Source organism: Cupriavidus sp. MPR-AND1C, from assembly GCF_058809705.1.
This window is the reverse complement of sequence record NZ_JBXASU010000020.1, coordinates 62,791-86,704: the sequence shown is the minus strand read 5'-3', so window position 1 is coordinate 86,704 and position 23,914 is coordinate 62,791. Positions and strand designations below refer to the sequence as shown.

Here is a 23,914-nt window from a genome sequence, read left to right as displayed (position 1 = left end):
TCATGCAATGGCTGCTTTTGGTAAGCTAAGCGGGAAGCCGCAGGCGACTGTCCCGTCCGCCGCGGTGCTGGTTTCAACAAGAGCCCATTCATGTCTGCGCAAACTCAATCCGCGGTCCAGCCTGCTGCACTGACCCTGTCCCTCCAACCCATCAACGCCGGGGCCAGCCTGCGCGACCAGGCGTACGCCATGCTGCGCCAGGCCATTGCCGACGCCGACATCTATCAGTCGACCGAGGAAATCCGGCTGGACGAGCGAGTCCTGAGCGAGGCGCTGGGCGTGAGCCGCACCCCGATCCGCGAGGCCATGACGCTGCTGGAGCAGGAAGGGTTCCTGCGCACGGTGCCGCGCCGCGGCATCTACATCATGCGCAAGACCAAGCGCGAAATCGTCGAGATGATCCAGGTATGGGCCGCGCTCGAGAGCATGGCCGCGCGCCTGGCCACGCTGAACGCCAGCGACCAGGAGATTGCGCAACTGCGCCATATGTTCGACAGTTTCCGCGATGCCACGCCAGCCGAGCATATCGAGGAATACTCCGACGCGAACATCGCCTTCCACCAGGCGATCGTGCAGTTGTCGAAGTCGCAGATCATCATGGATTCGATCAAGAACATCTTTATCCATGTGCGCGCCATCCGGAAGATGACGATCTCGCAAAGCGATCGCGCTTCGCGTTCCATCGTCGATCACCTGCGCATCATCGAGGCGCTGGAAAAGCGCGACACCGAACTGGCCGAGAAGCTGGTGCGCCAGCATTCGCTGGATCTGGCGGATTATGTCGAGAAGAACTGCGACTTCCTGGATTGAAGGCTGAAACGCGAGGCGGCTGCCTCGGGCAATAAAGAACGGTGGACATAGTCCGCCGTTCTTTATCAGGCAGCCACCCGCTACGCTCCCATCGCCTCCACCATCGTCTTGCCCAGTTCTGCCGGCGAGCGCGCGATGCGGATCCCGGCAGCGCGCATGGCGTCGATCTTGGCCTCGGCTGTACCCATGCCACCCGAGATGATCGCGCCAGCATGTCCCATGCGCCGTCCTGGCGGGGCCGTCGTGCCGGCAATAAAGCCCACCACGGGCTTGACGCGCCCGCCGCTGCGCGCGTCCTGCAGGAACTGAGCCGCTTCTTCTTCCGCCGAGCCGCCGATCTCGCCGATCATGATGATGCCTTCGGTGTCGTCATCGGCCAGGAACATGTCCAGGCAATCGATGAAGCTGGTGCCATTGACGGGATCGCCGCCAATGCCGATGCAGGTGCTTTGCCCGAGTCCCGCGGCGGTGGTTTGCGCCACGGCCTCGTAGGTGAGGGTGCCGGAGCGGGACACCACGCCGATCTTGCCGGGGCGGTGGATATGGCCTGGCATGATGCCGATCTTGCACTGGCCCGGCGTGATCACGCCCGGGCAGTTGGGCCCGACCAGGCGGCTGCCCGAACCATAGAGCGCGCGCTTGACCCGCACCATGTCGATCACCGGGATGCCCTCGGTAATGCACACGATCAGGCCGATACCGGCGTCCACGGCTTCCAGGATGGCGTCGGCGGCGAAGGGTGGCGGCACATAGATGACCGAAGCGTCGGCGCCGGTGCGCGCTACCGCTGCGGCCACGGTGTCGAACACCGGCAGCCCCAGGTGCGTCTCGCCACCCTTGCCGGGCGTCACCCCGCCGACCATGCATGTGCCATAGGCCACCGCTTGCTCGGAGTGAAAGGTGCCTTGCACGCCGGTAAAGCCCTGGCAGATCACCTTGGTGTCGTGATGGATCAGTACGGCCATGTCAATGCTCTCCCTGTATTTGAACGTGACCTTGCGCGGCCTTTATCGCCTTTACCTCCTTGACCACTTTTTCGGCAGCGTCGGCAAGATGATCGGCCGACAGGATCGGCAGGCCCGAGTCGCGCAGGATGGCCTTGCCGAGTTCCACGTTGGTGCCTTCTAGCCGGACCACCAGCGGCACCGTGAGGTCGATCTCGCGCGCGGCGGCCACCACGCCTTCGGCGATCACGTCGCAGCGCATGATGCCGCCGAAGATGTTCACCAGGATGCCGTTGACCTTGGGGTCGTCCAGGATCAGGCGGAAGGCCGCCGTCACGCGCTCCTTGGTGGCGCCGCCACCCACGTCGAGGAAGTTGGCCGGCTCGCCGCCATAGAGCTTGATGATGTCCATGGTGGCCATTGCCAGCCCGGCACCGTTGACCATGCAGCCGATGCTGCCGTCGAGCTTGACGTAGTTCAGCCCGTGGCGTCCGGCTGCCGCCTCGGCGGGATCTTCCTCGGTTTCGTCGCGCAGGGATTCGATATCCGGATGGCGGTACAGCGCGTTGTCGTCAAAATTGAACTTGGCGTCGAGCGCGATCACGTCGCCCGCGCGCGTGACGACCAGCGGGTTGATTTCCACGACCGAGGCGTCCAGTTCGGCAAAGGCGCGATAGGCGGACAAGATGAAGCGCGAAGCCGCGCTTACCTGCTTGCCGGTGAGCCCCAGCCCAAAGGCCAGGCGGCGCGCATGGAAGGGCTGGATGCCGCTGGCCGGGTCGATTGCAACCTTCAGGATCTTCTCCGGCGTGCGGGCGGCCACTTCCTCGATCTCCATGCCGCCTTCGGTCGAGGCCATCAGCGTGATGCGGGAGGTGGCGCGGTCGATCAGCATGCCCAGGTATAGCTCGCGGGCAATTTCGCAGCCTTCCTCCACATATAGGCGCTTTACCTCGCGCCCGGCCTCTCCGGTCTGCTTGGTGACGAGCACTTTGCCTAGCATCTGCTCGGCTTGCGCACGCACCGCGTCGACGGACTTCACCACGCGTACGCCGCCCTCGCCGTCGGGGTCGCCGGCAAAGCGGCCGGCACCGCGGCCACCGGCATGGATCTGGGACTTCACCACCCATGTTGATCCGCCGATCTTGCGCGCCGCGCTGGCGGCTTCCTCGGGGGTAAAGGCGACCGCGCCGCGTGGTACGGCGACGTCGAAGCGCCTGAGCAATTCCTTGGCCTGATATTCGTGAATGTTCACAGTCTCCTCGCTCTCGATAGTGCGCGTGCCGGCGAGCCGCGGAACCGGATGGTCCAGCAAGACGCACAGTGAAATATTGTATGTAATATATCAAAGATAAACAAGGCCATTTTCACCTGAAGGGGCGGTGTGAGGCGGTGAGCGGATTCAACCTGTGAGGAATCGGAATGAATGCGCACGAACTCAGCAATTTCGCTTATTCATCATCATTTTTTGGCTTAATTGCTGCATCGCGTCGTCGAAACACTTCCCTCAAGACCGAAATTTTCCTTGAGCTTCGTTGATATATCACATACCGTATGTCATCAAGATCCGGAGAAAAGGATCGATAGCGTCGCAGGGCCAGGTGACAAGCAGGGCAGGCATCGGCCAGGCAGCCAAGCGGCAAAGGGCGAAAGGATGTCGTGACAACGGACCAGGTCCGGGTCACAGCCTGTCGCAACCCAGTCAACGAGGAGACCAAGACATGTCTGCAGTCGCACCCACGCGGCCTGAATCCACCACGGCCGAAGACACCCTGAAGCAGAAAACCCGCGATGCCGGTGTGATTTCCGGCGGCCACCTGGTAGCGCGGGCCCTGAAGAACGAAGGCGTCGATACCATCTTCACGCTGTGTGGCGGCCACATCATCGATATCTACGACGGCTGCGTGGACGAGGGCATCCGCATCATCGATGTGCGCCATGAGCAGGTTGCCGCGCACGCGGCGGACGGCTATGCCCGCCAGACCGGCAAGCTGGGCTGTGTGGTGACCACCGCCGGCCCGGGCTGCACCAATGCCGTGACCGGGGTGGCGACGGCTTTCCGCTCGGAGAGCCCGATCATCCATATTGGCGGACAAGGCGCGCTGTCGCAGCACAAGATGGGCTCGCTGCAAGACCTGCCACACGTGGACATGATGTCGGCCATCACCAAGTTTGCCGCCACCATCCCCAGCACCGAGCGGGTGGCGGACATGATCTCTATGGCGGCGCGAGAGTGCTTCAACGGTGCGCCCGGCCCGGCCTACCTGGAAATCCCGCGTGACGTGCTCGACCGCGAAGTCGATGTATCGCGTGCGGTGATTCCGCGCCCCGGCCACTATCGCGCCTCCACCCGATCCATCGGCGACCCGAGGGGTATCGAGCGCCTGGCCGACATCCTGGTCAATGCCGAGCGCCCGGCCATCCTCTACGGCCAGCAGGTCTGGACCGCGCGCGGTCATGAAGAGGCCATCGCGCTGCTCAAGGGCCTGGATATTCCCGGCTATTTCAACGGCGCCAGCCGCGGCCTGCTGCCGCCAGGCGATCCGCATCACTTCGACCGCACCCGTACGCAGGCTTTCGCCAACGCTGACGTGCTGATCATCGTGGGCACGCCGTTCGACTTCCGCATGGGCTACGGCAAGCGCATCAGCAAGGAGCTGACGCTGGTGCAGATCGACATGGACTACCGCACGGTCGGCAAGAACCGTGAGATCGATCTTGGCCTGGTGGGCGACCCCGGAGCCATCCTCGGCGCTGTGCTGCAGGCTGCCAGCGGGCGCATCAAGAACGACAAGCGCCAGGCACGCCAGAAATGGATGGGCCAGTTGACCGAAGCCGAGGCCGTGGCGGCCGAGAAGCTGATGCCGCTGTTCCGCTCGGAAAACACGCCGATCCATCCGTACCGCGTGGCGTATGAACTCAACGAGTTCCTCTCGGAGGACACCGTGTACATCGGCGACGGCGGTGACGTGGTGACCATCTCCGCGCAGGCGGTGCGTCCGCGCCGTCCCGGCCAGTGGATGGACCCGGGCGCGCTGGGCTCGCTGGGCGTCGGCACCGGCTTTGCCATCGCCGCCGGCCTTGCCAACCCGAACAAGGAGATCCTCTGTTACTACGGTGACGGCTCCTTCGGCATGACGGCCTTCGACATGGAAACCGCCAACCGTTTCGGCGTGCCCTACCTGGCGGTGATCGGCAACAACTCGGCAATGAACCAGATCCGCTACGGCCAGCTTGCCAAGTACGGCGAGGCGCGCGGCAACGTGGGCAACCTGCTGTCGGACGTGCCGTTCTCCAAATTCGCCGAAATGCTCGGCGGCTACGGCGAGGAAGTGCGCGACCCGGGCAAGATCGCCGGCGCGCTGCAGCGCGGGCGCGAGGCGGTCCAGCGTACCCGCAAATCGGCCGTGATCAATATCTGGGTGGATCCGCGCGAGTACGCGCCGGGCACCAAGAACCAGACCATGTACAAGTAACCCCGGTGCGAGGAGACAAGACCATGAACAAGGCTCTCGAAGGCGTGCGGATCCTGGACATGACCCATGTGCAGGCCGGCCCTTCGGCCACCCAGCTGATGGCATGGCTGGGGGCCGATGTGATCAAGGTGGAATTGCCGGGGCGCGGTGACATCACGCGCAGCCAGCTGCGCGACGTGCCCAACGCCGACAGCCTCTACTTCACGATGCTCAACTCCAACAAGCGCAGCCTGACGCTCAATATGAAGACGCCGGAAGGCAAAGCGCTGCTGGAGGATCTGGTGCAGCGCTGCGACGTGCTGGTGGAGAACTTCGGCCCCGGCGTGCTGGACCGCGCCGGCTTCGACTGGGACCGTCTGCGCACGCTCAACCCGCGCCTGATCTATGCATCGATCAAGGGCTTCGGCCCGGGACCGTACGCGGATTGCAAGGCGTATGAGAACGTAGCCCAGTGCATGGGCGGCTCGGCCAGCACCACGGGTTTCAGCGAGGGCCCACCCACCGTCACTGGTGCGCAGATCGGTGACTCCGGCACGGGCATCCACTGCGTGGTGGGCATCCTTGCCGCGCTGCTGCATCGCGAGCATTCCGGGCGCGGCCAACGGGTGGAAGTGGCGATGCAGGATTCGGTGCTGAACCTGTGCCGGGTCAAGCTGCGCGACCAGCAGCGCCTGGCCGCCGGCCCGATGCGCGAGTATCCCAGCCAGGCGTTCGACGATTTCGTGCCGCGCGCCGGCAATGCGTCGGGCGGTGGCCAGCCCGGCGCCGCGCTGCGCTGTGCCCCGGGCGGGGCCAACGACTACGTCTACGTGATCGTCCAGCCGCAAGGCTGGGAGCCGCTGATGCGCCTGTGCGGCAGGGAGGACCTGATCACGCATGCGCAGTTCGCGACGCCGGAAGCCCGCCTCAAATGCCTGGAAGAGTGCTTCTCCATCATCGAGAAATGGACGCGCACGCGCACCAAGTTCGAGGTGATGGAGGCGCTCAACGAGGTCGATGTGCCATGCGGCCCGATCCTGTCGATGAAAGACCTGATCGAGGATAAGTCGATGTACGAGCGCGGCTACCTGGTGGAGCTGGATCACCCGGAGCGCGGCCAGTACGTGCAGCTGGGATGCCCGATTACCCTGTCGGCGTCGCCGGTGGAGGTGGAGCGCTCGCCGCTGCTGGGCGAGCATACCGAGGAAATCCTCGACTGGCTGGGGCGCACGCCTTCGCAGATCGCAGCCTTGCGCGCCGCAGGGGCGGTCTGACGCCCCGGGCGTCCCTGCATTACTTCAAGCACCTCCCGAACTGAGTTCACGAGCCGCCCGCCCTCGCGTTTCACGCGAGGGCGCGGACCGGCTCATCCCTATGCAATCCATGAACAGATGGAGACCTGACATGGCACACAACAAGGACGCGGTGCGCAAGATCCTCGCCGCCGTGAAGGAAGAAGGCCGCAATGCACTGACGGCGCCCGAGGGCAAGCTGGTGTGCGACGCCTATGGCATCTCGGTGCCGGGCGAGGGCGTGGCGAAGTCACCCACCGGTGCGGTCGAGCTGGCGGACAAGATGGGCTACCCAGTGGTGCTCAAGATCGTGTCGCCCGACATCCTGCACAAGACCGAGGCGGGTGGGGTACTGGTGGGCCTGAAGAACGCGGCGGATGTGGAGAGCGGTTACCTGAGCATCATCGAGAACGCGAAGAAGTACGACGCCAAGGCCAACATCGTCGGCGTGCAGGTGCAGCAGATGATTGCCGGCGGGCAGGAGGTGATCATTGGCGCGGTCACCGATCCGTCGTTCGGCAAGCTGGTGGCCTTTGGCCTCGGCGGCGTGCTGGTGGAAGTGCTCAAAGACATCACATTCCGCATGGCTCCGGCCAGCCAGGAGGATGCGCTGTCGATGCTCGATGGCATTGCCGCCGCCGATGTGCTCAAGGGCGTGCGCGGCGCCGATCCGGCCAATCGCGAGGCGCTGGCCGGCATGGTCCAGCGGGTCTCCGAGCTGGTGAGCGATTTCCCGGAAATCTCGGAGCTTGACCTCAACCCGGTGTTTGCCAGCAAGGACGGCGCCATCGCCGCGGACGTGCGCATCGTGGTGGATTTCGCGCCGCAGCCGGCGCGCTATCGCCCCAGCCAGGAGGACATCGTCCGACAGATGAACCGCATCATGCGTCCCGATTCGGTAGCCGTGATCGGCGCCTCGAACGAGGACGGCAAGATCGGCAACTCGGTGATGAAGAACCTGATCAACGGCGGCTACCAGGGCAAGATCTACCCGATCCACCCCAAGGGCGGCGAGATCATGGGCATGAGCGCCTACAAGAGCGTGCTCGATGTGCCGGGCGAGGTGGATGTGGCGGTCTTCGCCATTCCCGCCAAGCTGGTGGCCGGGGCGCTGGAAGAGGTGGGCAAGAAGCATATTCCGGGTGCGGTGCTGATTCCCTCCGGGTTTGCCGAGACGGGCAATGTGGACGGGCAGGAGGAGATCGTCGCCATCGCGCGCAAGCACGATATTCGCTTGATGGGGCCGAATATCTACGGCTTCTACTACACGCCCAAGAACCTGTGCGCGACCTTCTGCACGCCGTATGACGTCAAGGGAAAGGCCGCGCTGTCGTCGCAGTCCGGCGGCATCGGCATGGCCATCATCGGATTTTCGCGCTCGGCCAAGATGGGCGTGTCGGCCATCGTCGGGCTGGGCAACAAGTCGGATATCGATGAAGACGATCTGCTGACGTTCTTCGAGCAGGACGACAACACCGAGATCATCGCCCAGCACTGCGAGGATCTGAAGGACGGCCGCGCCTTTGCCGAAGCGGCGAAACGGGTCTCGAAGAAAAAGCCGGTGGTCGTGCTCAAGGCCGGGCGCACCAGCATGGGCGCACGCGCCGCCAGTTCGCACACGGGCGCGCTGGCCGGCAACGACAAGATCTACGATGACGTGTTCAAGCAGTGCGGCGTGATCCGCGCGCGCTCGCTGCGCGATCTGCTGGAGTTCGCACGCGGCATGCCCAAGCTGCCCACGCCCAAGGGTGAGAACGTGGTGATCATCACCGGCGCCGGCGGCTCGGGCGTGTTGCTGTCGGATGCTTGCGTGGACAACAACCTGTCGCTGATGACCATGCCGGATGATCTCGACGCGGCGTTCCGCAAGTTCATCCCGCCCTTTGGCGCGGCGGGCAATCCGGTCGATATTACCGGCGGCGAGCCGCCCACCACATACAAGAACACCCTGCGGCTGGGCATGGAGGATCCGCGTATCCACGCCATCATCCTGGGCTACTGGCACACTATCATCACGCCGCCGATGGTGTTTGCCAAGCTGGTGGTGGAGGTGAAGGAGGAGATGGCGGCACGCGGCATCGACAAGCCCATCGTGGCTTCGCTGGCGGGCGACGTGCAGGTGGAGGAGGCTGCCGAATACCTGTACGAGCACGGCGTGCCGTCCTACGCGTACTCGACCGAGATCCCGGTCGCGGTGCTGGGGGCCAAGTACAAGTGGGCCCGCGGCGCAGGCAAGATCTGACCTGAACGCCACGCGGTAAAACCGGGCCCGCCATGTACGCAGGCGCGGGTCCGTTTCTCGACAATGCGGCACAAGCGCGGAAACGGGCAGTTTGCCGTTCTCGCCCAAGGAGTTTGCGATGCAAACGTGGATTCGCTTCCAGACCGGTGACGGCGAGGTCGGCTTTGGCCGGATCGAGGGCGATCATGTCATCGAGTACGACGGACCGGGCCACGCGCGGCCGCAGCCCACCGGCGCGACCTTGCCGCGCGAGGGACTGCGGCTGCTGAGCCCGTGCGAGCCGGGCAAGATCGTGGCGCTGTGGAACAACTTTCATGCGCTGGCGCGCAAACTGGAAAAACCGGTGCCGGCGCATCCGCTATTCCTGATCAAGCCGGCGAGTTCGCTGGCGGGGCCGGGAGATGCCATCCTGCGGCCCCGCAGCTACAGCGGCAAGGTCGTCTACGAGGGCGAGCTGGGCATCGTGATCGGCCGCCGATGCCGCAACGTGGCGCCGGACGATGCCGCGGCGCATATCTTCGGCTACACCGTGGTCAACGATGTCACCGCCGGCGAGCTGATCGCGCAGGATCCGAGTTTCCCGCAGTGGTGCCGTGCCAAGGGCTTCGACACCTTCGGCTGCCTGGGCCCGGTGATCGTCACGGAGCTCGACTGGCGCGCCGCCAGCGTGGTGACGCGGCTGGACGGCGCGCAGCGGCAGAACTATCCGCTGTCCGACCTGATTTTCTCGCCCGAGCAGCAGGTCAGCCTGATCTCGCAGGATCTCACGCTGATGCCAGGCGATGTGATTGCCTGCGGCACGTCGGTCGGCGCTGGCTCAATGAAGGATGGCGCCGTGGTGGAGGTCACGATCGAGGGCATCGGATCGCTGGTCAACCACATGCGCGGATAGTCGATAGCCCGGGCGCTGGCATCCGGCAAGGAACAAGGCAAGCGCCGGTGCTCACCGGCGCTCGCCCTGTTCCGCGTCAGAGCGGCAGCGTCATCAGCAGGGTGAGGGCGGACGTATCGCGCAGGCCAATCCGCGCCATCGCGCGGCGCAGGGCAGCCGTGGCGGCACCGCAGGCCTCGCCAGCGCGGTTGGTGACGTTCAGCCGTGCCAGCACGCGGGTGGCGAAGCGCAACGTGACCGGGACCTGCTTGCGGCAGAACGCTACCTTGCGCACATAGCCATCGACCTCCCAGAGCCAGGTCGTGTTGGCAGGGAAATAGCCGATGTCGCCGGCCCGCAGCACATGCACGCGCCCGGTGGCGCTGGTTACCCTGACCTGGCCTTCCAGAATCAGCACGGTCTCCTCCCAGTCGTAGTACCACTCGAACGTGCCACCCGTGCACTCCCACACATTGGTGGACGCCAGGCCGTCAATCGCACGGGAATGCTGCGCGGCGCGTGATTGCGGGGCCCCGCTGCGGATCCAGGTGGGTTCGATCGGGCAATTCTGCATCGGCAAATCGCCGGTGCTGGCGAAAGCCCCTTCGCGCTGTTGCGCGAGCGTGCCGGCCGGCGCATCGGCGCCGAAATTCGTCTGTGACCCCATGGCTGCCTCCTTGTTTTTGATTGGTAGGCAGACATTAGCGAGCCTGGCATCCCTGAAATGTGCGGTGACGCACTTGCGGCGCGATTTTGGTGCATGGGGCAGGCTCGCCGGGGAAGGAGGCGCCGTTGCTCAGTTGGCCTTGAGCGCCTTGGCACGCAGGTAGTCGGCCTTCTTGTCGAGGATCAGCCGGCTGAGGAAGCCGGCATCGTAGGCCTTGAGCAGGTGCGCGTGATACTGCTCGATGTAGCGCGCGATGCGGCTGTGCTCGCATTCGATGCCGCATAGCCAGGCGTACATCTCGCTGTCCCAGCGAAAGCGCAGGCCAAGCTCGGTGAACGCGGCGTTGTAGGCGGCGAGTTGCGATTCGTCGACCCCGCGCGGTGCGCTGGCAGCGGTGTCGGCATGGGAACTGGTGCGGGTTTCGAACTGGACCTGGTTCATGATCGGACTCCTCGGGCGCTCAGTGAAAGGTTGGGCCTGAAAAGACTAGGCCTGAGACGAGGATAGGTTTTCCGATCAATTAACGATAATTAAAGTTAGACTAATAAACCATAAACTATCGTTTATGCTTTATCAGGTTGTCCACGCCGGTGATGCGCTGGATCAGGGTGGCGCCTTCTTCCCTCAGGAAATGCTTGAAGGCCAGCGCCACGGGTGGCAGGCGCTTGTTCTTGCGATGCACCACGTACCAGTTGAGCATGACCGGGAAGCCCTCGATATCGAGCACGGCGAGATTGCCCGTCTGCAGTTCCAGCCCGACGGTGTGTGCCGACAGGAACGCGATGCCCATGTTGGCGATGACGGCCTGCTTGATGGTCTCGGTGCTCTTGATCTCCATGGCAATGCGCAGGTTGGACAAGCGTCCGGCGAAGCCTTCCTGCATGGAGTTCCAGGTGTCGGAGCCTTTCTCGCGCGCAACGAAGGCTTCGTCGGCCAGCGCTGCCAGCGGGATGTTGCGCTCGCCCACCAGCCGGTGGTTGGGCGCGGCAACGATGACGTAAGGATGGGGCGCGAAGGATTCGCTGATGGTGTCCATGCCTTCGGGAGGGCGCACCATTACCGCCAGGTCGGTCAGATTGCCCGCGAGCTGGTGCAGCAATTCCTCGCGATTGTGCACTGCGAGGTTGAGCGTCACGCCGTCATGGCGCTGCATGAATTCCGCGAGCAGCCGTGGGAAGAAGTAGTCGCCGGCACTGATCACGGCCACATTGAGCCGTCCGCCGGAGATGCCCTTGAGCTGCGACATCGCGTCTTCCGCTTCGCGGAATTGCTGCATGATGCTGCGGCTGTAGTGCAGCATCTCGACGCCGGCCGGGGTCAGGTAGATCTTCTTGCCAAGCTGCTCGAATAGCGGCAGGCCAACATGGCCCTCGAGCTGGCGCACCTGCGTCGAGACGGCGGGCTGCGTCAGGTGCAGCTCCTCCGCCGCGCGGGAGAAGCTCAGGTGCCGGGCGACCGTCTCGAAAACCTTCAACTGGCGCAGCGTGGCGTTCTTCATGCACTCGTCCGTCCCATGTATAGAGGATCGTGAATGATCATAATAAAAAACTTTATGCCGTGCCGAACTTAGTTTGAACTAGCATCAGTCCACGGATGCACGTGCCGCAATGTCAGGCGCGCTCAATCAAGTAGTGACCAAGGGCTCCCCCTCCCGGAGAAGCCTACCCGTCGCGCCACAGAGCGCGCACGCACTATGCAGGAGACACGACATGGCGCACGACAAATCGGCGGCAATGGCCGCAAGCCGTCCGAGCTGGCTTCACAACCGCTGGTTCCAGCTGGCGATCGGTGTGGTCTGCATGGGGCTGGTAGCCAATCTGCAATATGGCTGGACATTATTCGTGACCCCGATGAATGCCAAGCACCACTGGGGCGAGTCGGCCATCCAGGTAGCTTTTTCCATTTTCATCGTGACCGAGACCTGGCTGGTGCCGCTTGAAGGCTGGTTGGTCGACAAGATCGGGCCGCGCCCGGTAGTGGCATGCGGCGCGGTGTGCGCGGGGCTGGCCTGGGTCATCAATGCGCACGCGACCAGCCTGCCGCAGCTCTACCTGGCGGCGGTGATCGCAGGCATCGGTGCCGGCGGTGTGTATGGCACCTGCGTTGGCAACGCGCTCAAGTGGTTTCCGGACAAGCGCGGCCTGGCGGCCGGACTGACCGCCGCTGGTTTCGGCGCTGGCTCGGCGCTGACCGTGATTCCTATTGCCAACATGATCCAGCGCTCGGGGTACGAGCAAGCCTTTATCACCTTCGGCATCCTGCAAGGCGCTTGCATCCTGCTGATGGCCTTGCTGCTGGTCAAGCCGCGTCCGCCTGTGGGCGCCGTGGCGGCCAAGGCGGTGCTGACCAATCCCATCGAGTTCACGCCGGGCCGGATGGTGAAGACGCCAGTCTTCTGGGTCATCTACGCCTCGTTCGTGGCGGTCGCGGCGGGCGGCATCATGGCCACTGCGCAACTGGGTCCCATTGCACGGGACTTCGGCTTCGCGTCGATGCCGGTGACGATGCTGGGGTTCACGCTGCCGCTGCTCACCATGACGCTGTCGATCGACAACTTGTGCAATGGCTTTACGCGACCGCTGTGCGGCTTTATCTCGGACCGCATCGGTCGGGAGAACACCATGTTCTTTATCTTCATTGGCGAGGGACTGTCGCTGCTCGGCCTGATGGAGTTCGGGCATAACCCTTATCTGTTCATGACGTTCGCGGCGCTGACGTTTCTGTTCTGGGGCGAGATTTTCTCGATCTTTCCCGCGCTGTGCGCCGATACCTTCGGCAGCAAGTTCGCCGCGGCCAATGCCGGCACGCTGTACACGGCCAAGGGCACGGCGGCGATGCTGGTGCCACTGGCCTCGATCCTGTCGGCGCGTGGCGGGTGGGATGCCGTCTTTACGGTGGCGGCGATCGTGACCATCGCGGCTGGTTTGTCCGCCAGGTTCGTGCTGGCCCCGATGCGACGACGGTTTATCACCGGGCATGCCGAGGCCCTGGTACCGGCGACCGATCCCGCGGCGTACCTGGCGGGACTCTCCGCCCGCAAGATCGACTGAATCACCAGCCGGGCCCGGACTCGCGTGACGCGAATCCGGGCCCGGCGTCTATCACGATGCGCAGCGCGGGGCATGGCAAAGCGCGCTCTGCGCGCCCAATGCTCAGTGCATACAGGAGGGGTGATCATGAATATTTCGCTTCCCCAGCTCAAGGCCTTCGCGGCTGTCGCGCGACAGAAGAGCTTTACCCGCGCCGCGGCTGAGCTCGGGCTGACGCAGTCCGCCATCAGCCGCAGCGTGCGCGAGCTGGAGGACGAGATCGACCAGCGGCTGTTTGACCGAACCACGCGCCAGGTCGAGCTTACCGACGCCGGCGAGCACCTGTCGCAGCGCATCTGCCACTTGATCGAGGAAGTCGAGCAGACGCTGCGCGAGAGCCAGGGCGCCGCCAGGCCGTGCCAGGGCGCGGTGCAGATCGCGTCCGATCCGGTGCTGTCGTCGATGTCGCTGCCGGGCTGGCTCGCGGGTTGCCGTGCGGCCTGGCCGGGCATCGGCATCAGCCTGAAGGACCGCTCGCATGAGGCCGTGCTGCAGTGCGTGCGCAGCGGCGAGGTGGACTTCGGCATCGCCACGAACCCGCAGGCCGGGGACGATCTCTACTGCGAGGGCCTGTGCGTCGATCCGTTCCATGCCGTGCTGCCATCGCAGCATCCGCTGGCTACGCGCGAGACGGTAGGGTGGGGCGACCTCAACGATGCCAACGTGCTGATGCTCGACCAATATTCGGGCATCCAGCCGGCCGTGGAACAGGCCTTTGGCGTGTATCACGTGCGCGCCGGCTCGCTGCAGGTGCTTGGCCACTTTGCTGCGATCTTCGGCATGGTGGCGCTGGGGCTGGGCATCGGCATCGTGCCATCGCGCGCCCAGGTGGCCGGGCTGGGCCCGGCTGCCGTCATGCGGCCATTGCGCCCACAGGTCACGTCCTCGGTGATGCTGGTACGGCGCAAGAGCCGGTCGCTCAAGCCCAATGCCGCTGCCGTCTGGGATGTGCTGCGAGGCATGGAACATGAGCAGACGTTACTGGCGCGCGTAGGGTAGGGCAGGGGAAGGGTGTTGCGAAAGGCTGTTGCGTTAGCGCCAAAAATCTTGTGATATATTACATACAGGATATTTACACATAGTGCGCCGCAGCATATAATGAAAACTCCTACTCACCATCCCTAGCGGAGTTTTCTGATGGACAGCGCTCTTCTTCTCGGTCTTGCCTTTGGTCTGATTGCCCTCGGCGTCGGCGTTACCTTCCTGATTGCTACCCGCGTGCCGACCCCTGTGCTGGCCCGCGCCCAGGAGCATGGACGCTTTGCTGGCCTTGGCGCTTCGCAGGAAACTGCCGGCATCGGCCGCGCCAGCCCGGCTCCGTCCGGCGTGAGCGCGCGACCCAAACTGGCCCGCGCCTGATGCTCGCGTGGTGCGATTGGCGGGCCACCTGGCCGCCAATCGCTGCCGCTGCGCTGGAGCGGGGGCCTTGTCCCGCCAGATTCCTCCGCCAGATTCCCTTGGTTTGATTGCAGGGGTCGCTTGCATAGAGCCTTCCAGGGCACCTTTTCGCCGTTGCGCGGATCGCAAGCTCCTTGTTCGCTCCCTCCGCTCTTCTGTCCTGAAGGGCCAGACATTCAGTACATTGATGCGCCGGTCTGCCTGACTTTATCTAGGGACTTTCCCGAGGATGGTCTTTGCGGCGCCGCGCCGGCCAGGTCCCCGCACCAACTTGTCGTGCCCCATAACCGCTTGTCCACGCGCGCCATTGATGCGGCGTAAAACCCCTAAGTCATTGATCCTTCAGCAAGCCGGCTTGCGCCGCTCGCCCACTTTGATGCGCGTGGCGCACGAGTAACCTTCATGCCGCTTTCCGGTGCATTGCCATCGCCATTTCCGGGTAGTTTCATGGTCCGCCAAGTGGGCTAAAAGCGTCTTGACTATATTGATATATCACATACTGTATAGCACTGAAACGACCGCAGTATCTGGGATGCAGCACAAGCGGTGCCGTCCCAAAAGAGGTGTCCGAAGACGCCCTTTCCACATAAGGCGGCCCCGCCCGCCATAAGGAGACACCATGGAGCATCAGCAAAACGCGCCCGAGTCACGCTTTGCCTCACCCTGGGTTCAACTCGTATTTGGCGTGATCTGCATGGCGATGATCGCCAACATGCAATACGGCTGGACACTGTTCGTCAACCCGATCGATGACAAGTACCACTGGGGCCGCACGGCGATCCAGGTGGCGTTCACCATCTTCGTTGTTACGGAAACCTGGCTGGTGCCGATCGAGGGCTACCTCGTGGACAAGTACGGCCCGCGTCCGGTCGTGGTGGGTGGCGGCCTGCTGTGTGCGATTGCCTGGGCCTTGAACTCCGTGGCCGCGTCGCTGCCGATGCTTTATTTCGCGGCAGCCGTGGGCGGGGTGGGGGCGGGCGCGGTGTATGGCACCTGCGTGGGCAATGCGTTGAAGTGGTTCCCCAACCGGCGCGGGCTGGCGGCAGGCATCACCGCCGCCGGCTTTGGCGCGGGCTCCGCGCTGACCGTGGTGCCGATTGCCAACATGATCAAGGCCAGCGGCTACGAGGCCACGTTCCTGTGGTTCGGCCTGGGCCAGGGCCTGATTGTCTTCTTCCTGGGCATGGCGCTCTATCCCCCTTCGGCCAAGGTGCTGAACCAGGTCACGTCCGCGGTCAAGACGGCTGCCTACAATGCCTCGCCGCGCCAGGTCCTGTCCTCGCCGATCTTCTGGGTGATGTACGCGATGTTCGTGATGATGGCGGCCGGCGGCCTGATGGCGACCGCCCAACTGGGCCCGATCGCCAAGGATTTCGGCCTCGATGGCGTGCCGGTTTCGCTGCTCGGCCTGACGTTGCCCGCACTGACTTTCGCCCTCACCATCGACCGCGTGCTCAATGGGCTGACGCGTCCCTTCTTTGGCTGGATCTCGGACAACATTGGCCGTGAGAACACGATGTTCCTGGCCTTTGCGATCGAGGCGGTGGGCATTCTGCTGCTGGCTAAGTACGGGCAGGATCCCATCGCTTTCGTGGTGCTGACCGGTATCGTGTTCTTCGCCTGGGGGGAGATCTACAGCCTGTTCCCGGCAACCTGCGGCGACACCTTCGGGCCCAGGTTTGCCGCCACCAATGCTGGCCTGTTGTACACCGCCAAGGGCACGGCTGCGCTGCTGGTGCCGTTCTCCAGCGTCATCACCGCCGCCACCGGCGACTGGCACGCGGTCTTCATGCTTGCCTCGGGCATGGCGGCGCTGTCCGCCTTCCTGGCCCTGTTCGTGCTCAAGCCAATGCGCGAAGCCCACGCCAAGAAATATGTGCATGCCAACACCAGCGCGCCGATGGGATATCGCGCGGTGCCGGAGGACCTGACCTGAGGGGGTTGCCGGCGTGGGTCGGTGCGGTCAATGCGCCGCGGGATTAGGGATATGATCGAAGGCGAAAGCGAAAACCCTCCCGCGGCTCCCGCTGCGGGTAGCGGGAGCCGCGTGCAGTGCAAGATAAAACCGGAGCGGCGGGCAAGCACGTGTAGCGCTTGCCCCGTTGCCATTCGGCACCCCCAAGAGACTGCTTTTCGAGATTGCCATGAACCAGGTCGTCATTCCCATCGCGGTCCAGGATATCGGCAAGGCGCGCAAGCGCCGCCAGCCCAAGGGGAGGCAGCCCGACCCGGCAGCCTTGGCCGAAGTCCAGGCAGCCCTGGGCGACGCACCGCGCCGGCGTGACCTGCTGATCGAGCACCTGCATGCCATCAATGATCGCTTCGGCCAGCTGGCGATCCCGCACCTGGTGGCGCTGGCGCAGGAGATGGGGCTGTCGATGGCGGAGGTCTATGAAGTCGCCACTTTCTATCATCATTTCGATGTAGTGCGCGAGGATGGAGATGGCGTCATCCGGCCGCCGGCCGCCGTGACGGTGCGCGTGTGTGAAGGCATCGCCTGCGAGCTGGGCGGGGGGCGCGACCTGCTCGCCCGGCTGCCGGCCCTGCTGGGCAGCGAAGTCAAGGTGGTGGCGGCGCCCTGCATCGGCCGCTGCGAGCGCGCGCCCGCCGCGCTGGTCGGGCAGAACCCGGTGGATTTTGCGAGTGCGCAGACCATTGCGGACACGGTGGCTGCACGCGCCGTGCATCACGCGCCCGAAGCCCATCTGGGCTATGACGACTATCGCACGCAAGGTGGGTATCAGTTGCTGCGCGCAGTGGCCTCGGGGGAGCATGATTCCGAATCATTGCTGCGCACAATGGAGGATTCCGGCTTGCGCGGGCTGGGTGGCGCGGGTTTCCCCACCGGGCGCAAATGGCGGATCGTGATGGCGGAGCCGGCCCCGCGCCTGATGGCGGTCAACCTGGATGAGGGCGAGCCCGGTACCTTCAAGGACCGCGTCTACCTTGAGCGCGACCCGCATCGCTTCCTGGAAGGCATGCTGATCGCCGCCGCGGTGACCCAGGTCAGCGCCATCTACATCTACCTGCGCGACGAATACGCAGGCTGCCGTGCCGTGCTTGGCCAAGCGCTGCGCCGGCTGCAGGCCGAGCCGCCGATCCCGGACATGCCGCAGATCCAGCTGCGGCGTGGCGCCGGCGCGTATATCTGCGGCGAAGAGTCTGCCATGATCGAATCGATCGAAGGCAAGCGCGGCATGCCCAGGCTGCGTCCGCCCTATGTGGCGCAGGTCGGCTTGTTCGGCCGGCCCACGCTGGAGCACAATTTCGAGACCCTTTACTGGGTCCGCGAGATCCTTGAAAAAGGCGCGGGCTGGTTCGCCGCGCAGGGACGCCATGGCCGGCACGGGCTGCGCTCGTTCTCGGTGTCGGGGCGCGTGAAACTGCCCGGCGTGCACGTGGCGCCAGCGGGGATCACCGTGAGTGAGCTGATCGAGGAATACTGCGGTGGCATGCAGGACGGCCATTGCTTTTATGGCTACCTGCCGGGCGGCGCCTCGGGCGGCATCCTGCCGGCGTCCCTGGGCGATATTCCGCTGGATTTCGATACGCTGCAGCCCTACGGTTGCTTTATCGGATCAGCCGCCATCGTGGTGTTTTCAGAGCAGGACAGTGCGGTGGCCGTGGCGCGCAACCTGATGCACTTCTTCAAGCATGAATCCTGCGGACAGTGCACACCATGCCGTGTGGGCACGGCCAAGGCGCTGGATGTGATCGCACAGCCGAAATGGGACCTGGCCGCGCTGGCGGACTTGTCTGCGGTGATGCGGGATGCGTCGATCTGCGGGTTGGGGCAGGCGGCGCCCAACCCGGTGGATTGCGTGATCAAGTATTTTCCCCAGGAACTGGCCTGATAAGCGAGGGCGAGATGAATGCACTGACCCGCGCCGAGCGCGCGCAAGTGGATGCCTCCTCGGGTACCACGGTGACGTTCCGCCTGAATGGCCGGGACGTGTGCGCAGGGCCTGGCGAGAGCTTGCTCAAGGTGGCGCAGCGCGAGGGGTTCGACATCCCGCACCTGTGCTACAAGGACGGCCTGGACACCGCCGGCAACTGCCGCGCCTGCATGGTGGAGATCAAGGGCGAGCGCGTGCTGGCGCCGTCGTGCTGCCGCTATCCTGCCCAGGGCATGGAGGTGCTGACCGCCTCCGAGCGCGCGCTGCACTCGCAGCGCATGGTGCTGGCGCTGCTTCAGTCCGATATGCGCGAGGCGCATTACACGCGCAACAATGCGCTGGATCATTGGTCGGCCCGGCTGGACGTCGGCAAGCCGCGCTTTGCGCCGCGCGCCGCCGTGCCGGCCGATTTGTCCCATCCAGCCATCGCCGTCAATCTCGATGCCTGCATCCAGTGCACCCGCTGCGTGCGCGCTTGCCGCGAGGAGCAGGTCAACGATGTGATCGGGCTGGCCTTTCGCGGCGACCAGGCGGCGATCGTGTTCGACATGGGCGACCCGATGGGCGCCTCCACCTGCGTGGCCTGCGGCGAGTGCGTGCAGGCCTGCCCGACCGGCGCGCTGATGCCGGCCCGCGACGCCGCGTTGCCGGTGCCGGATCGCCAGGTCGAATCGGTATGTCCGTACTGTGGGGTGGGCTGCCAGCTCACCTACAACGTCAAGGACAACCGCATCCTGTTTGTCGAAGGGCATCCTGGGCCGGCCAACCAGATGCGCCTGTGCGTGAAAGGCCGCTATGGCTTCGATTACGCCCAGCATCCGCACCGGCTCACGGTGCCGTTGGTGCGGCGCGAAGGCGCCCCCAAGCGGGGCGATTTCGTGATGGATCCTGCGCGCGTGATGGATGTGTTCCGCGAAGCCAGCTGGGATGAGGCCCTTGCCCTCGCTGGCACCAGCCTGATGGCCATCCGCGACACGTACGGCAAGCGCGCGCTGGCCGGCTTTGGCTCCGCCAAGGGGAGCAATGAAGAGGCCTACCTGTTTCAAAAGCTTGTGCGCACCGGCTTCGGCAGCAATAACGTGGACCATTGCACGCGGCTTTGCCACGCGTCGTCGGTGGCGGCGCTGCTCGAAGGCATCGGCTCGGGCGCGGTTTCCAACCCGGTGATGGATGTGGCGCGCGCGCAGGTGGTGATCGTGATCGGCGCCAATCCAACGGTGAACCATCCGGTGGCGGCAACCTGGATCAAGAACGCGGTAAAAAATGGCACCAGGCTGATCGTGGCAGATCCGCGCCGCGGCGACCTGGCGCGCTTCGCCCATCGCTTCCTGCAGTTCGAGCCCGATACCGATGTGGCACTGCTCAACGCCATGATGCATGTGATCGTGGCCGAAGGACTGGTCGATCAGGATTTCATCGCCAGCCGCACCATTGGCTATGAGGAACTGCAGCGCAATGTGGCGGCCTACAGCCCGGAGCTGATGGCGCCGGTTTGCGGCATCGACGCAGACACCATCCGCTATGTGGCACGGCTGTACGCCAGTTCCAAAGCCTCGATGATCCTTTGGGGCATGGGGATCTCCCAGCATATCCACGGCACAGACAATGCCCGTTGCCTGATCGCCCTGGCGCTGATGACGGGGCAGATCGGCCGGCCGGGCACGGGGCTGCACCCGCTGCGCGGCCAGAACAACGTGCAGGGCGCCTCCGACGCCGGACTGATCCCGATGATGTATCCGGACTACCATCGTGTCGACGATCCCGAGGCTGTTGCGCGCTTCGAGTCGTTGTGGGGCATGACGCTGGATCGCCAGCCGGGGCTGACCGTGGTCGAAGTGATGCGGGCCATCGAGCGGGGCGAAGTGCGCGGGATGTACATCATGGGCGAGAACCCGGCTATGTCGGATCCCGATGCCCAGCATGCGCGCGAGGCGCTGGCGGCGCTGGACCACCTGGTGGTGCAGGATATCTTCCTGACGGAGACCGCCTACCTCGCCGATGTGGTGCTGCCGGCTTCGGCGTTCCCCGAGAAGACGGGCACCTTTACCAACACCGACCGCACGGTGCAGCTTGGCCGCCAGGCGATCGATCCGCCCGGGCAAGCGCGGCAGGACCTGTGGATCATCCAGCAGATGGCCGCCAGGCTGGGGCTGGACTGGTCGTACGCGAGCGTGGCCGACGTGTTCGACGAGATGCGCCATGCCATGCCCAGCATCGGCGGCATTACCTGGGAACGCTTGCAGCGGGAGGGCGCGGTGACCTATCCCTGCCGCGCTGAAGGCGACCCGGGGGAGCCGGTCATCTTTACGGACGCGTTTCCGACGGCTTCGGGCCGGGCCCGATTCGTCCCTGCCGACATCATTCCCGCGGCCGAGCGGCCCGACCAGGAGTACCCGGTCGTGCTTATCACCGGCCGGCAGCTCGAGCACTGGCATACCGGCAGCATGACCCGGCGCGCGGGCGTGCTGGATGCCATCGAACCGGAACCGGTGGCGCTGGTGCATCCGCTCGACCTTGCCGCCATCGGTGGCCAGCCGGGCGACGTGGTAACGCTTGCATCGCGCCGGGGCCAGGTATCGCTGTTTGCCCGGGTGGACGACGGTACGCCGCGCGGCGCGGTGTTCGTGCCGTTCTGCTACTACGAGGCCGCCATCAACAAGCTGACGAATGCGGCGCTGGACCCCTTCGGCAAGATCCCGGAGTTCAAGTACTGCGCGATCCGCATCACGCTGGGTGGCGAGGTGCCACGGCAGTCCAGTTTTGGGGGCGGACAGATCCTTGCGGCGGGCAGCAAACAAGGAGATGGCTAGATTTTCCGGAAAATCGGGAAATTGATTGTTGGATTTTCCGGCTAATCAATGCGCGGCAAGGGGGATACGCTGTGGCCATGGCGCAATCCCGCGCCGCAGAACCTGCTTGATTGACCTGATGGAACCCGCAATGAAAGCCGTTGGCCTGACCCGTTACCTGCCGATCGACGACCCGCAATCCCTGGTCGACGTGGACATCGCCACCCCCGTGCCCGAAGGCCGCGACCTGCTGGTCAAGGTGGCGGCCATCTCGGTCAATCCCGTGGATGCCAAGGTCCGCGCGCCCAAGGACAAGGTCGAGCCCGCCACGCGCGTGCTCGGATGGGATGCGGCAGGCACAGTGGCCGCGGTGGGCCCGGATGTCACCCTGCTCAAGGTGGGCGACCCGGTCTTCTACGCTGGCAGCATTACCCGGCCTGGCGCCAATAGCGAGTTTCACCTGGTGGATGAGCGCATCGTCGGCCATAAGCCTGCATTGCTCGACTTTGCCCAGGCCGCAGCGTTGCCGCTGACCGCTATTACGGCGTGGGAAGCCTTGTTTGATCGCCTGGGCGTCTCGCCGCAGGGCGAGCATGCCGGGCGCAGCGTGCTGGTCATCGGCGGGGCAGGGGGCGTGGGCTCCATCGGCATTCAACTAGCCAAGACGCTGGCGGGGTTGACGGTCATCGCCACCGCGTCGCGGCCGGAGTCGGCTGCCTGGTGCCGCGATCTGGGCGCTGACCACACCATCGATCACCGTGGCGACATGCCGGCCCAGTTGCGCAAGCTCGGGTTTGCCGAGGTCGACTACATCCTGTGCTTTAACGACACGGACCGCCACTTTGCTGCCATGGCGACCGTGATTGCGCCGCAAGGCAAGATCTGCTCGATCGTGGAGAACAGCGGCCCGCTGGCCGTGGGCGACCTGAAGAGCAAGAGCGCCACCTTTGTGTGGGAGTTCATGTTCACCCGCTCGATGTTTGGCACGCCGGACATGATCGAGCAGTATCTCTTGCTCAACGAGGTGGCACGGCTGGTCGATGCCGGCCGGCTGCGGACCACGCTGGGCGAGAACCTCGGGCGGATCGACGCGGCCAACCTGCGCCGCGCCCATGCCATGCTGGAGAGCGGGCGGACCATCGGCAAGCTGGTGCTGGAAGGGTTCTGACGTAGGAGTATGACGCGCCGCCAGGGAGGAGGCCGGTGGGTGAGGTGCCTGCCGGCCTTCCTTTTTTGTTTGAATCGGCAATTAACCGCCAAGACCGGACCCAAACCGCCAGCGGCGATTTTGGGGCATGCCCCAAAATCGCTGCCGCAAGCAGGGTTTGGGAGTCAGTCAGGCATCGGCCTGGGCTTGCATCCTGCGAGTTGCCTCGGCAAGCCCGGGCGCGTTCGCGGCGCCGTGGATGAACGATACCGCCCGCGCGATGACCTGCGCGTCGTGCAGGACACGGCGATGGCCCAGTCCGTCCGTGGCCATCAACTGCGCGCCAGGCCATGCACCGGCAATGGCCGCGCCGCTTTCCCAGCCCACTTCCTTGTCCTGCCGGTCGTGGATCACCAGCGTGGGCGGCACCGGGCGGGCGCGCCCGATGGCCGGGACGTTGAACGCAGACCACGGCATGCCCAACCAGCGCTCGCTGTTGCGCTGCATGCGGGCCAGTACGCCGGGGCCAATGCCGAGCCGCCAGGCCAATGCCGCGGCGGCAGTGTGCATGTCGGCCGGCGGGCCGATCATTACGGCAGCCTGCAGGTGCAAGCCTTCGCGCACGGCCAGCGCCAGCGCGGCGCTGCCGAGCGAATGCGCTATCACTGCGTGGATCGGGCCGGCGTGCCACGCCGTGGCCAACAGCGAATGTGACATTTCCACAACAGAAGTCTGGCCCGCGCCGCGCGCACCCGCGTCGGAGCCGCCGTGCGATAGCGCGTCAAAGGCGACCACGCGCATGCCAGCCGCCAGCAGCGGCGCAACCAGCGGCTGCCACTGGGCGGCATGGCCACCCCAGCCGTGGGCCAGCAAGACGGTCGGCCCGGTGTTGCCCCATCGATAAACGCGCACACGCCGGCTCGCTCCCTGGCCGGTCACGAGCGCCCAGTCTGCGCGCGCACGGTCAAGCAGTTCGCGGCCTGCGCCATTCGGGCCATTGCCATGGGGAGGGCGGAACCATGCGTGCTCGAGCGCGCGCGCTACGCCGGCCGGATAAAGCAGCTCGGCCAATTGCCAGCCAAGGCGCCCCAAGCGTACTGGCGCCTTGGTTCTTGGCGCTGCCTGGCGGTTCTTGGTCGATGAGTAAATCGCTTGCGTCACGGTGGTCACCTCCAGCGAAGCCTTCTGGCATTCCGGGCCGGGTCATTGGAGTGGGGTGATACCCCTCCGTAAGACCGACCAGTCGTGCTATTTTTTTATTTCAAAAAAAGACGACATCCTGCCGTCTCGAATTTCATCCCGGTCTGTCTCGCG

General features: G+C 64.8%; 18 protein-coding genes. 12 read left to right on the top strand and 6 right to left on the bottom strand.

What is annotated here, in order from left to right; genetic code table 11:
- The first annotated feature begins 90 nt into the window (after positions 1-90).
- On the top strand, positions 91-810 hold the full coding sequence (locus tag AC1RWI_RS13930) for a GntR family transcriptional regulator (RefSeq protein WP_183034614.1): 720 nt from the start codon (positions 91-93) through the stop codon (positions 808-810).
- An 80-nt stretch (positions 811-890) separates the two neighbouring features.
- Here the strand turns inward: AC1RWI_RS13930 and sucD are convergent, their stop codons facing one another.
- Positions 891-1,775 carry a succinate--CoA ligase subunit alpha gene (gene sucD / locus AC1RWI_RS13925; protein ID WP_043355751.1) on the bottom strand — a complete coding sequence of 295 codons (885 nt, stop codon included), beginning with the start codon at positions 1,773-1,775 and terminating at the stop codon, positions 891-893.
- A 1-nt stretch (position 1,776) separates the two neighbouring features.
- Entirely contained in the window at positions 1,777-3,009 is a 1,233-nt protein-coding gene (sucC, locus tag AC1RWI_RS13920; RefSeq protein WP_492866995.1) for an ADP-forming succinate--CoA ligase subunit beta, read from the bottom strand.
- Between the two features lie 466 nt (positions 3,010-3,475).
- Here sucC and AC1RWI_RS13915 point away from each other — a divergent pair, with 466 nt between their 5' ends.
- The 4 genes from AC1RWI_RS13915 (at position 3,476) to AC1RWI_RS13900 (ending at position 9,635) form a co-directional block, all read left to right on the top strand.
- Positions 3,476-5,230, top strand: coding sequence for a thiamine pyrophosphate-binding protein (locus AC1RWI_RS13915; protein WP_492866993.1), 1,755 nt, complete (start codon positions 3,476-3,478; stop codon positions 5,228-5,230).
- A 23-nt stretch (positions 5,231-5,253) separates the two neighbouring features.
- A complete protein-coding gene (frc, locus tag AC1RWI_RS13910; RefSeq protein WP_043355749.1) occupies positions 5,254-6,483 on the top strand; it encodes a formyl-CoA transferase in 1,230 nt (409 codons plus the stop codon).
- A 130-nt stretch (positions 6,484-6,613) separates the two neighbouring features.
- The gene (locus AC1RWI_RS13905) at positions 6,614-8,743 is read left to right on the top strand and encodes an acetate--CoA ligase family protein (RefSeq protein ID WP_492866991.1); all 2,130 of its coding nucleotides are present in this window, start codon (positions 6,614-6,616) and stop codon (positions 8,741-8,743) included.
- A gap of 118 nt (positions 8,744-8,861) precedes the next feature.
- Positions 8,862-9,635: a fumarylacetoacetate hydrolase family protein gene (locus AC1RWI_RS13900; protein WP_043358268.1), complete on the top strand. Its 774-nt coding sequence runs from the start codon at positions 8,862-8,864 to the stop codon at positions 9,633-9,635.
- Positions 9,636-9,711: 76 nt separating this feature from the next.
- On the opposite strand, the gene AC1RWI_RS13895 is transcribed toward AC1RWI_RS13900, so the two are convergent.
- The 3 genes from AC1RWI_RS13895 to AC1RWI_RS13885 form a co-directional block, all read right to left on the bottom strand.
- Positions 9,712-10,281 carry a cupin domain-containing protein gene (locus tag AC1RWI_RS13895; RefSeq protein ID WP_492866989.1) on the bottom strand — a complete coding sequence of 190 codons (570 nt, stop codon included), beginning with the start codon at positions 10,279-10,281 and terminating at the stop codon, positions 9,712-9,714.
- Positions 10,282-10,410: 129 nt separating this feature from the next.
- The gene (locus tag AC1RWI_RS13890; protein WP_043355743.1) at positions 10,411-10,722 is read right to left on the bottom strand and encodes a hypothetical protein; all 312 of its coding nucleotides are present in this window, start codon (positions 10,720-10,722) and stop codon (positions 10,411-10,413) included.
- Between the two features lie 115 nt (positions 10,723-10,837).
- Positions 10,838-11,779 (bottom strand): LysR family transcriptional regulator, encoded by a 942-nt coding sequence (locus AC1RWI_RS13885; protein WP_043355742.1) that lies wholly within the window; start codon positions 11,777-11,779, stop codon positions 10,838-10,840.
- Positions 11,780-11,990: 211 nt separating this feature from the next.
- On the opposite strand from AC1RWI_RS13885, the gene oxlT (AC1RWI_RS13880) reads away from it, so the two are divergent.
- From oxlT (AC1RWI_RS13880) to AC1RWI_RS13850, 7 genes are all read left to right on the top strand, one after another.
- Positions 11,991-13,331, top strand: a complete 1,341-nt coding sequence (oxlT, locus tag AC1RWI_RS13880; protein ID WP_043355741.1) for an oxalate/formate MFS antiporter — start codon at positions 11,991-11,993, stop codon at positions 13,329-13,331.
- A 126-nt stretch (positions 13,332-13,457) separates the two neighbouring features.
- Positions 13,458-14,369, top strand: coding sequence for a LysR family transcriptional regulator (locus AC1RWI_RS13875; RefSeq protein WP_043355739.1), 912 nt, complete (start codon positions 13,458-13,460; stop codon positions 14,367-14,369).
- 138 nt (positions 14,370-14,507) lie between these two features.
- Positions 14,508-14,729, top strand: a complete 222-nt coding sequence (locus tag AC1RWI_RS13870) for a hypothetical protein (RefSeq protein ID WP_492866986.1) — start codon at positions 14,508-14,510, stop codon at positions 14,727-14,729.
- Between the two features lie 658 nt (positions 14,730-15,387).
- Positions 15,388-16,704 (top strand): oxalate/formate MFS antiporter, encoded by a 1,317-nt coding sequence (oxlT, locus tag AC1RWI_RS13865; RefSeq protein WP_043355736.1) that lies wholly within the window; start codon positions 15,388-15,390, stop codon positions 16,702-16,704.
- Between the two features lie 208 nt (positions 16,705-16,912).
- Positions 16,913-18,622, top strand: coding sequence for an NADH-ubiquinone oxidoreductase-F iron-sulfur binding region domain-containing protein (locus AC1RWI_RS13860; protein ID WP_492866984.1), 1,710 nt, complete (start codon positions 16,913-16,915; stop codon positions 18,620-18,622).
- Positions 18,623-18,636: 14 nt separating this feature from the next.
- Entirely contained in the window at positions 18,637-21,474 is a 2,838-nt protein-coding gene (gene fdhF, locus AC1RWI_RS13855; protein WP_492866982.1) for a formate dehydrogenase subunit alpha, read from the top strand.
- A 130-nt stretch (positions 21,475-21,604) separates the two neighbouring features.
- Positions 21,605-22,621, top strand: coding sequence for a zinc-binding alcohol dehydrogenase family protein (locus AC1RWI_RS13850; RefSeq protein WP_492866980.1), 1,017 nt, complete (start codon positions 21,605-21,607; stop codon positions 22,619-22,621).
- 168 nt (positions 22,622-22,789) lie between these two features.
- Here the strand turns inward: AC1RWI_RS13850 and AC1RWI_RS13845 are convergent, their stop codons facing one another.
- Entirely contained in the window at positions 22,790-23,761 is a 972-nt protein-coding gene (locus AC1RWI_RS13845) for an alpha/beta fold hydrolase (protein ID WP_492866978.1), read from the bottom strand.
- Between the last annotated feature and the right edge of the window lie 153 nt (positions 23,762-23,914).

What these genes read in the sequence shown, in the direction of transcription:
- AC1RWI_RS13850 (WP_492866980.1), top strand. Translation starts at nt 21,605, where the DNA reads ATGAAAGCCGTTGGCCTGACCCGTTACCTGCCGATCGACGACCCGCAA.
- frc (WP_043355749.1), top strand. Translation starts at nt 5,254, where the DNA reads ATGAACAAGGCTCTCGAAGGCGTGCGGATCCTGGACATGACCCATGTG.
- AC1RWI_RS13930 (WP_183034614.1), top strand. Translation starts at nt 91, where the DNA reads ATGTCTGCGCAAACTCAATCCGCGGTCCAGCCTGCTGCACTGACCCTG.
- oxlT (WP_043355741.1), top strand. Translation starts at nt 11,991, where the DNA reads ATGGCGCACGACAAATCGGCGGCAATGGCCGCAAGCCGTCCGAGCTGG.
- fdhF (WP_492866982.1), top strand. Translation starts at nt 18,637, where the DNA reads ATGAATGCACTGACCCGCGCCGAGCGCGCGCAAGTGGATGCCTCCTCG.
- AC1RWI_RS13905 (WP_492866991.1), top strand. Translation starts at nt 6,614, where the DNA reads ATGGCACACAACAAGGACGCGGTGCGCAAGATCCTCGCCGCCGTGAAG.
- AC1RWI_RS13915 (WP_492866993.1), top strand. Translation starts at nt 3,476, where the DNA reads ATGTCTGCAGTCGCACCCACGCGGCCTGAATCCACCACGGCCGAAGAC.
- AC1RWI_RS13890 (WP_043355743.1), bottom strand. Translation starts at nt 10,722, where the DNA reads ATGAACCAGGTCCAGTTCGAAACCCGCACCAGTTCCCATGCCGACACC.
- sucD (WP_043355751.1), bottom strand. Translation starts at nt 1,775, where the DNA reads ATGGCCGTACTGATCCATCACGACACCAAGGTGATCTGCCAGGGCTTT.
- AC1RWI_RS13875 (WP_043355739.1), top strand. Translation starts at nt 13,458, where the DNA reads ATGAATATTTCGCTTCCCCAGCTCAAGGCCTTCGCGGCTGTCGCGCGA.
- AC1RWI_RS13860 (WP_492866984.1), top strand. Translation starts at nt 16,913, where the DNA reads ATGAACCAGGTCGTCATTCCCATCGCGGTCCAGGATATCGGCAAGGCG.
- AC1RWI_RS13885 (WP_043355742.1), bottom strand. Translation starts at nt 11,779, where the DNA reads ATGAAGAACGCCACGCTGCGCCAGTTGAAGGTTTTCGAGACGGTCGCC.
- AC1RWI_RS13895 (WP_492866989.1), bottom strand. Translation starts at nt 10,281, where the DNA reads ATGGGGTCACAGACGAATTTCGGCGCCGATGCGCCGGCCGGCACGCTC.
- AC1RWI_RS13900 (WP_043358268.1), top strand. Translation starts at nt 8,862, where the DNA reads ATGCAAACGTGGATTCGCTTCCAGACCGGTGACGGCGAGGTCGGCTTT.
- AC1RWI_RS13870 (WP_492866986.1), top strand. Translation starts at nt 14,508, where the DNA reads ATGGACAGCGCTCTTCTTCTCGGTCTTGCCTTTGGTCTGATTGCCCTC.
- oxlT (WP_043355736.1), top strand. Translation starts at nt 15,388, where the DNA reads ATGGAGCATCAGCAAAACGCGCCCGAGTCACGCTTTGCCTCACCCTGG.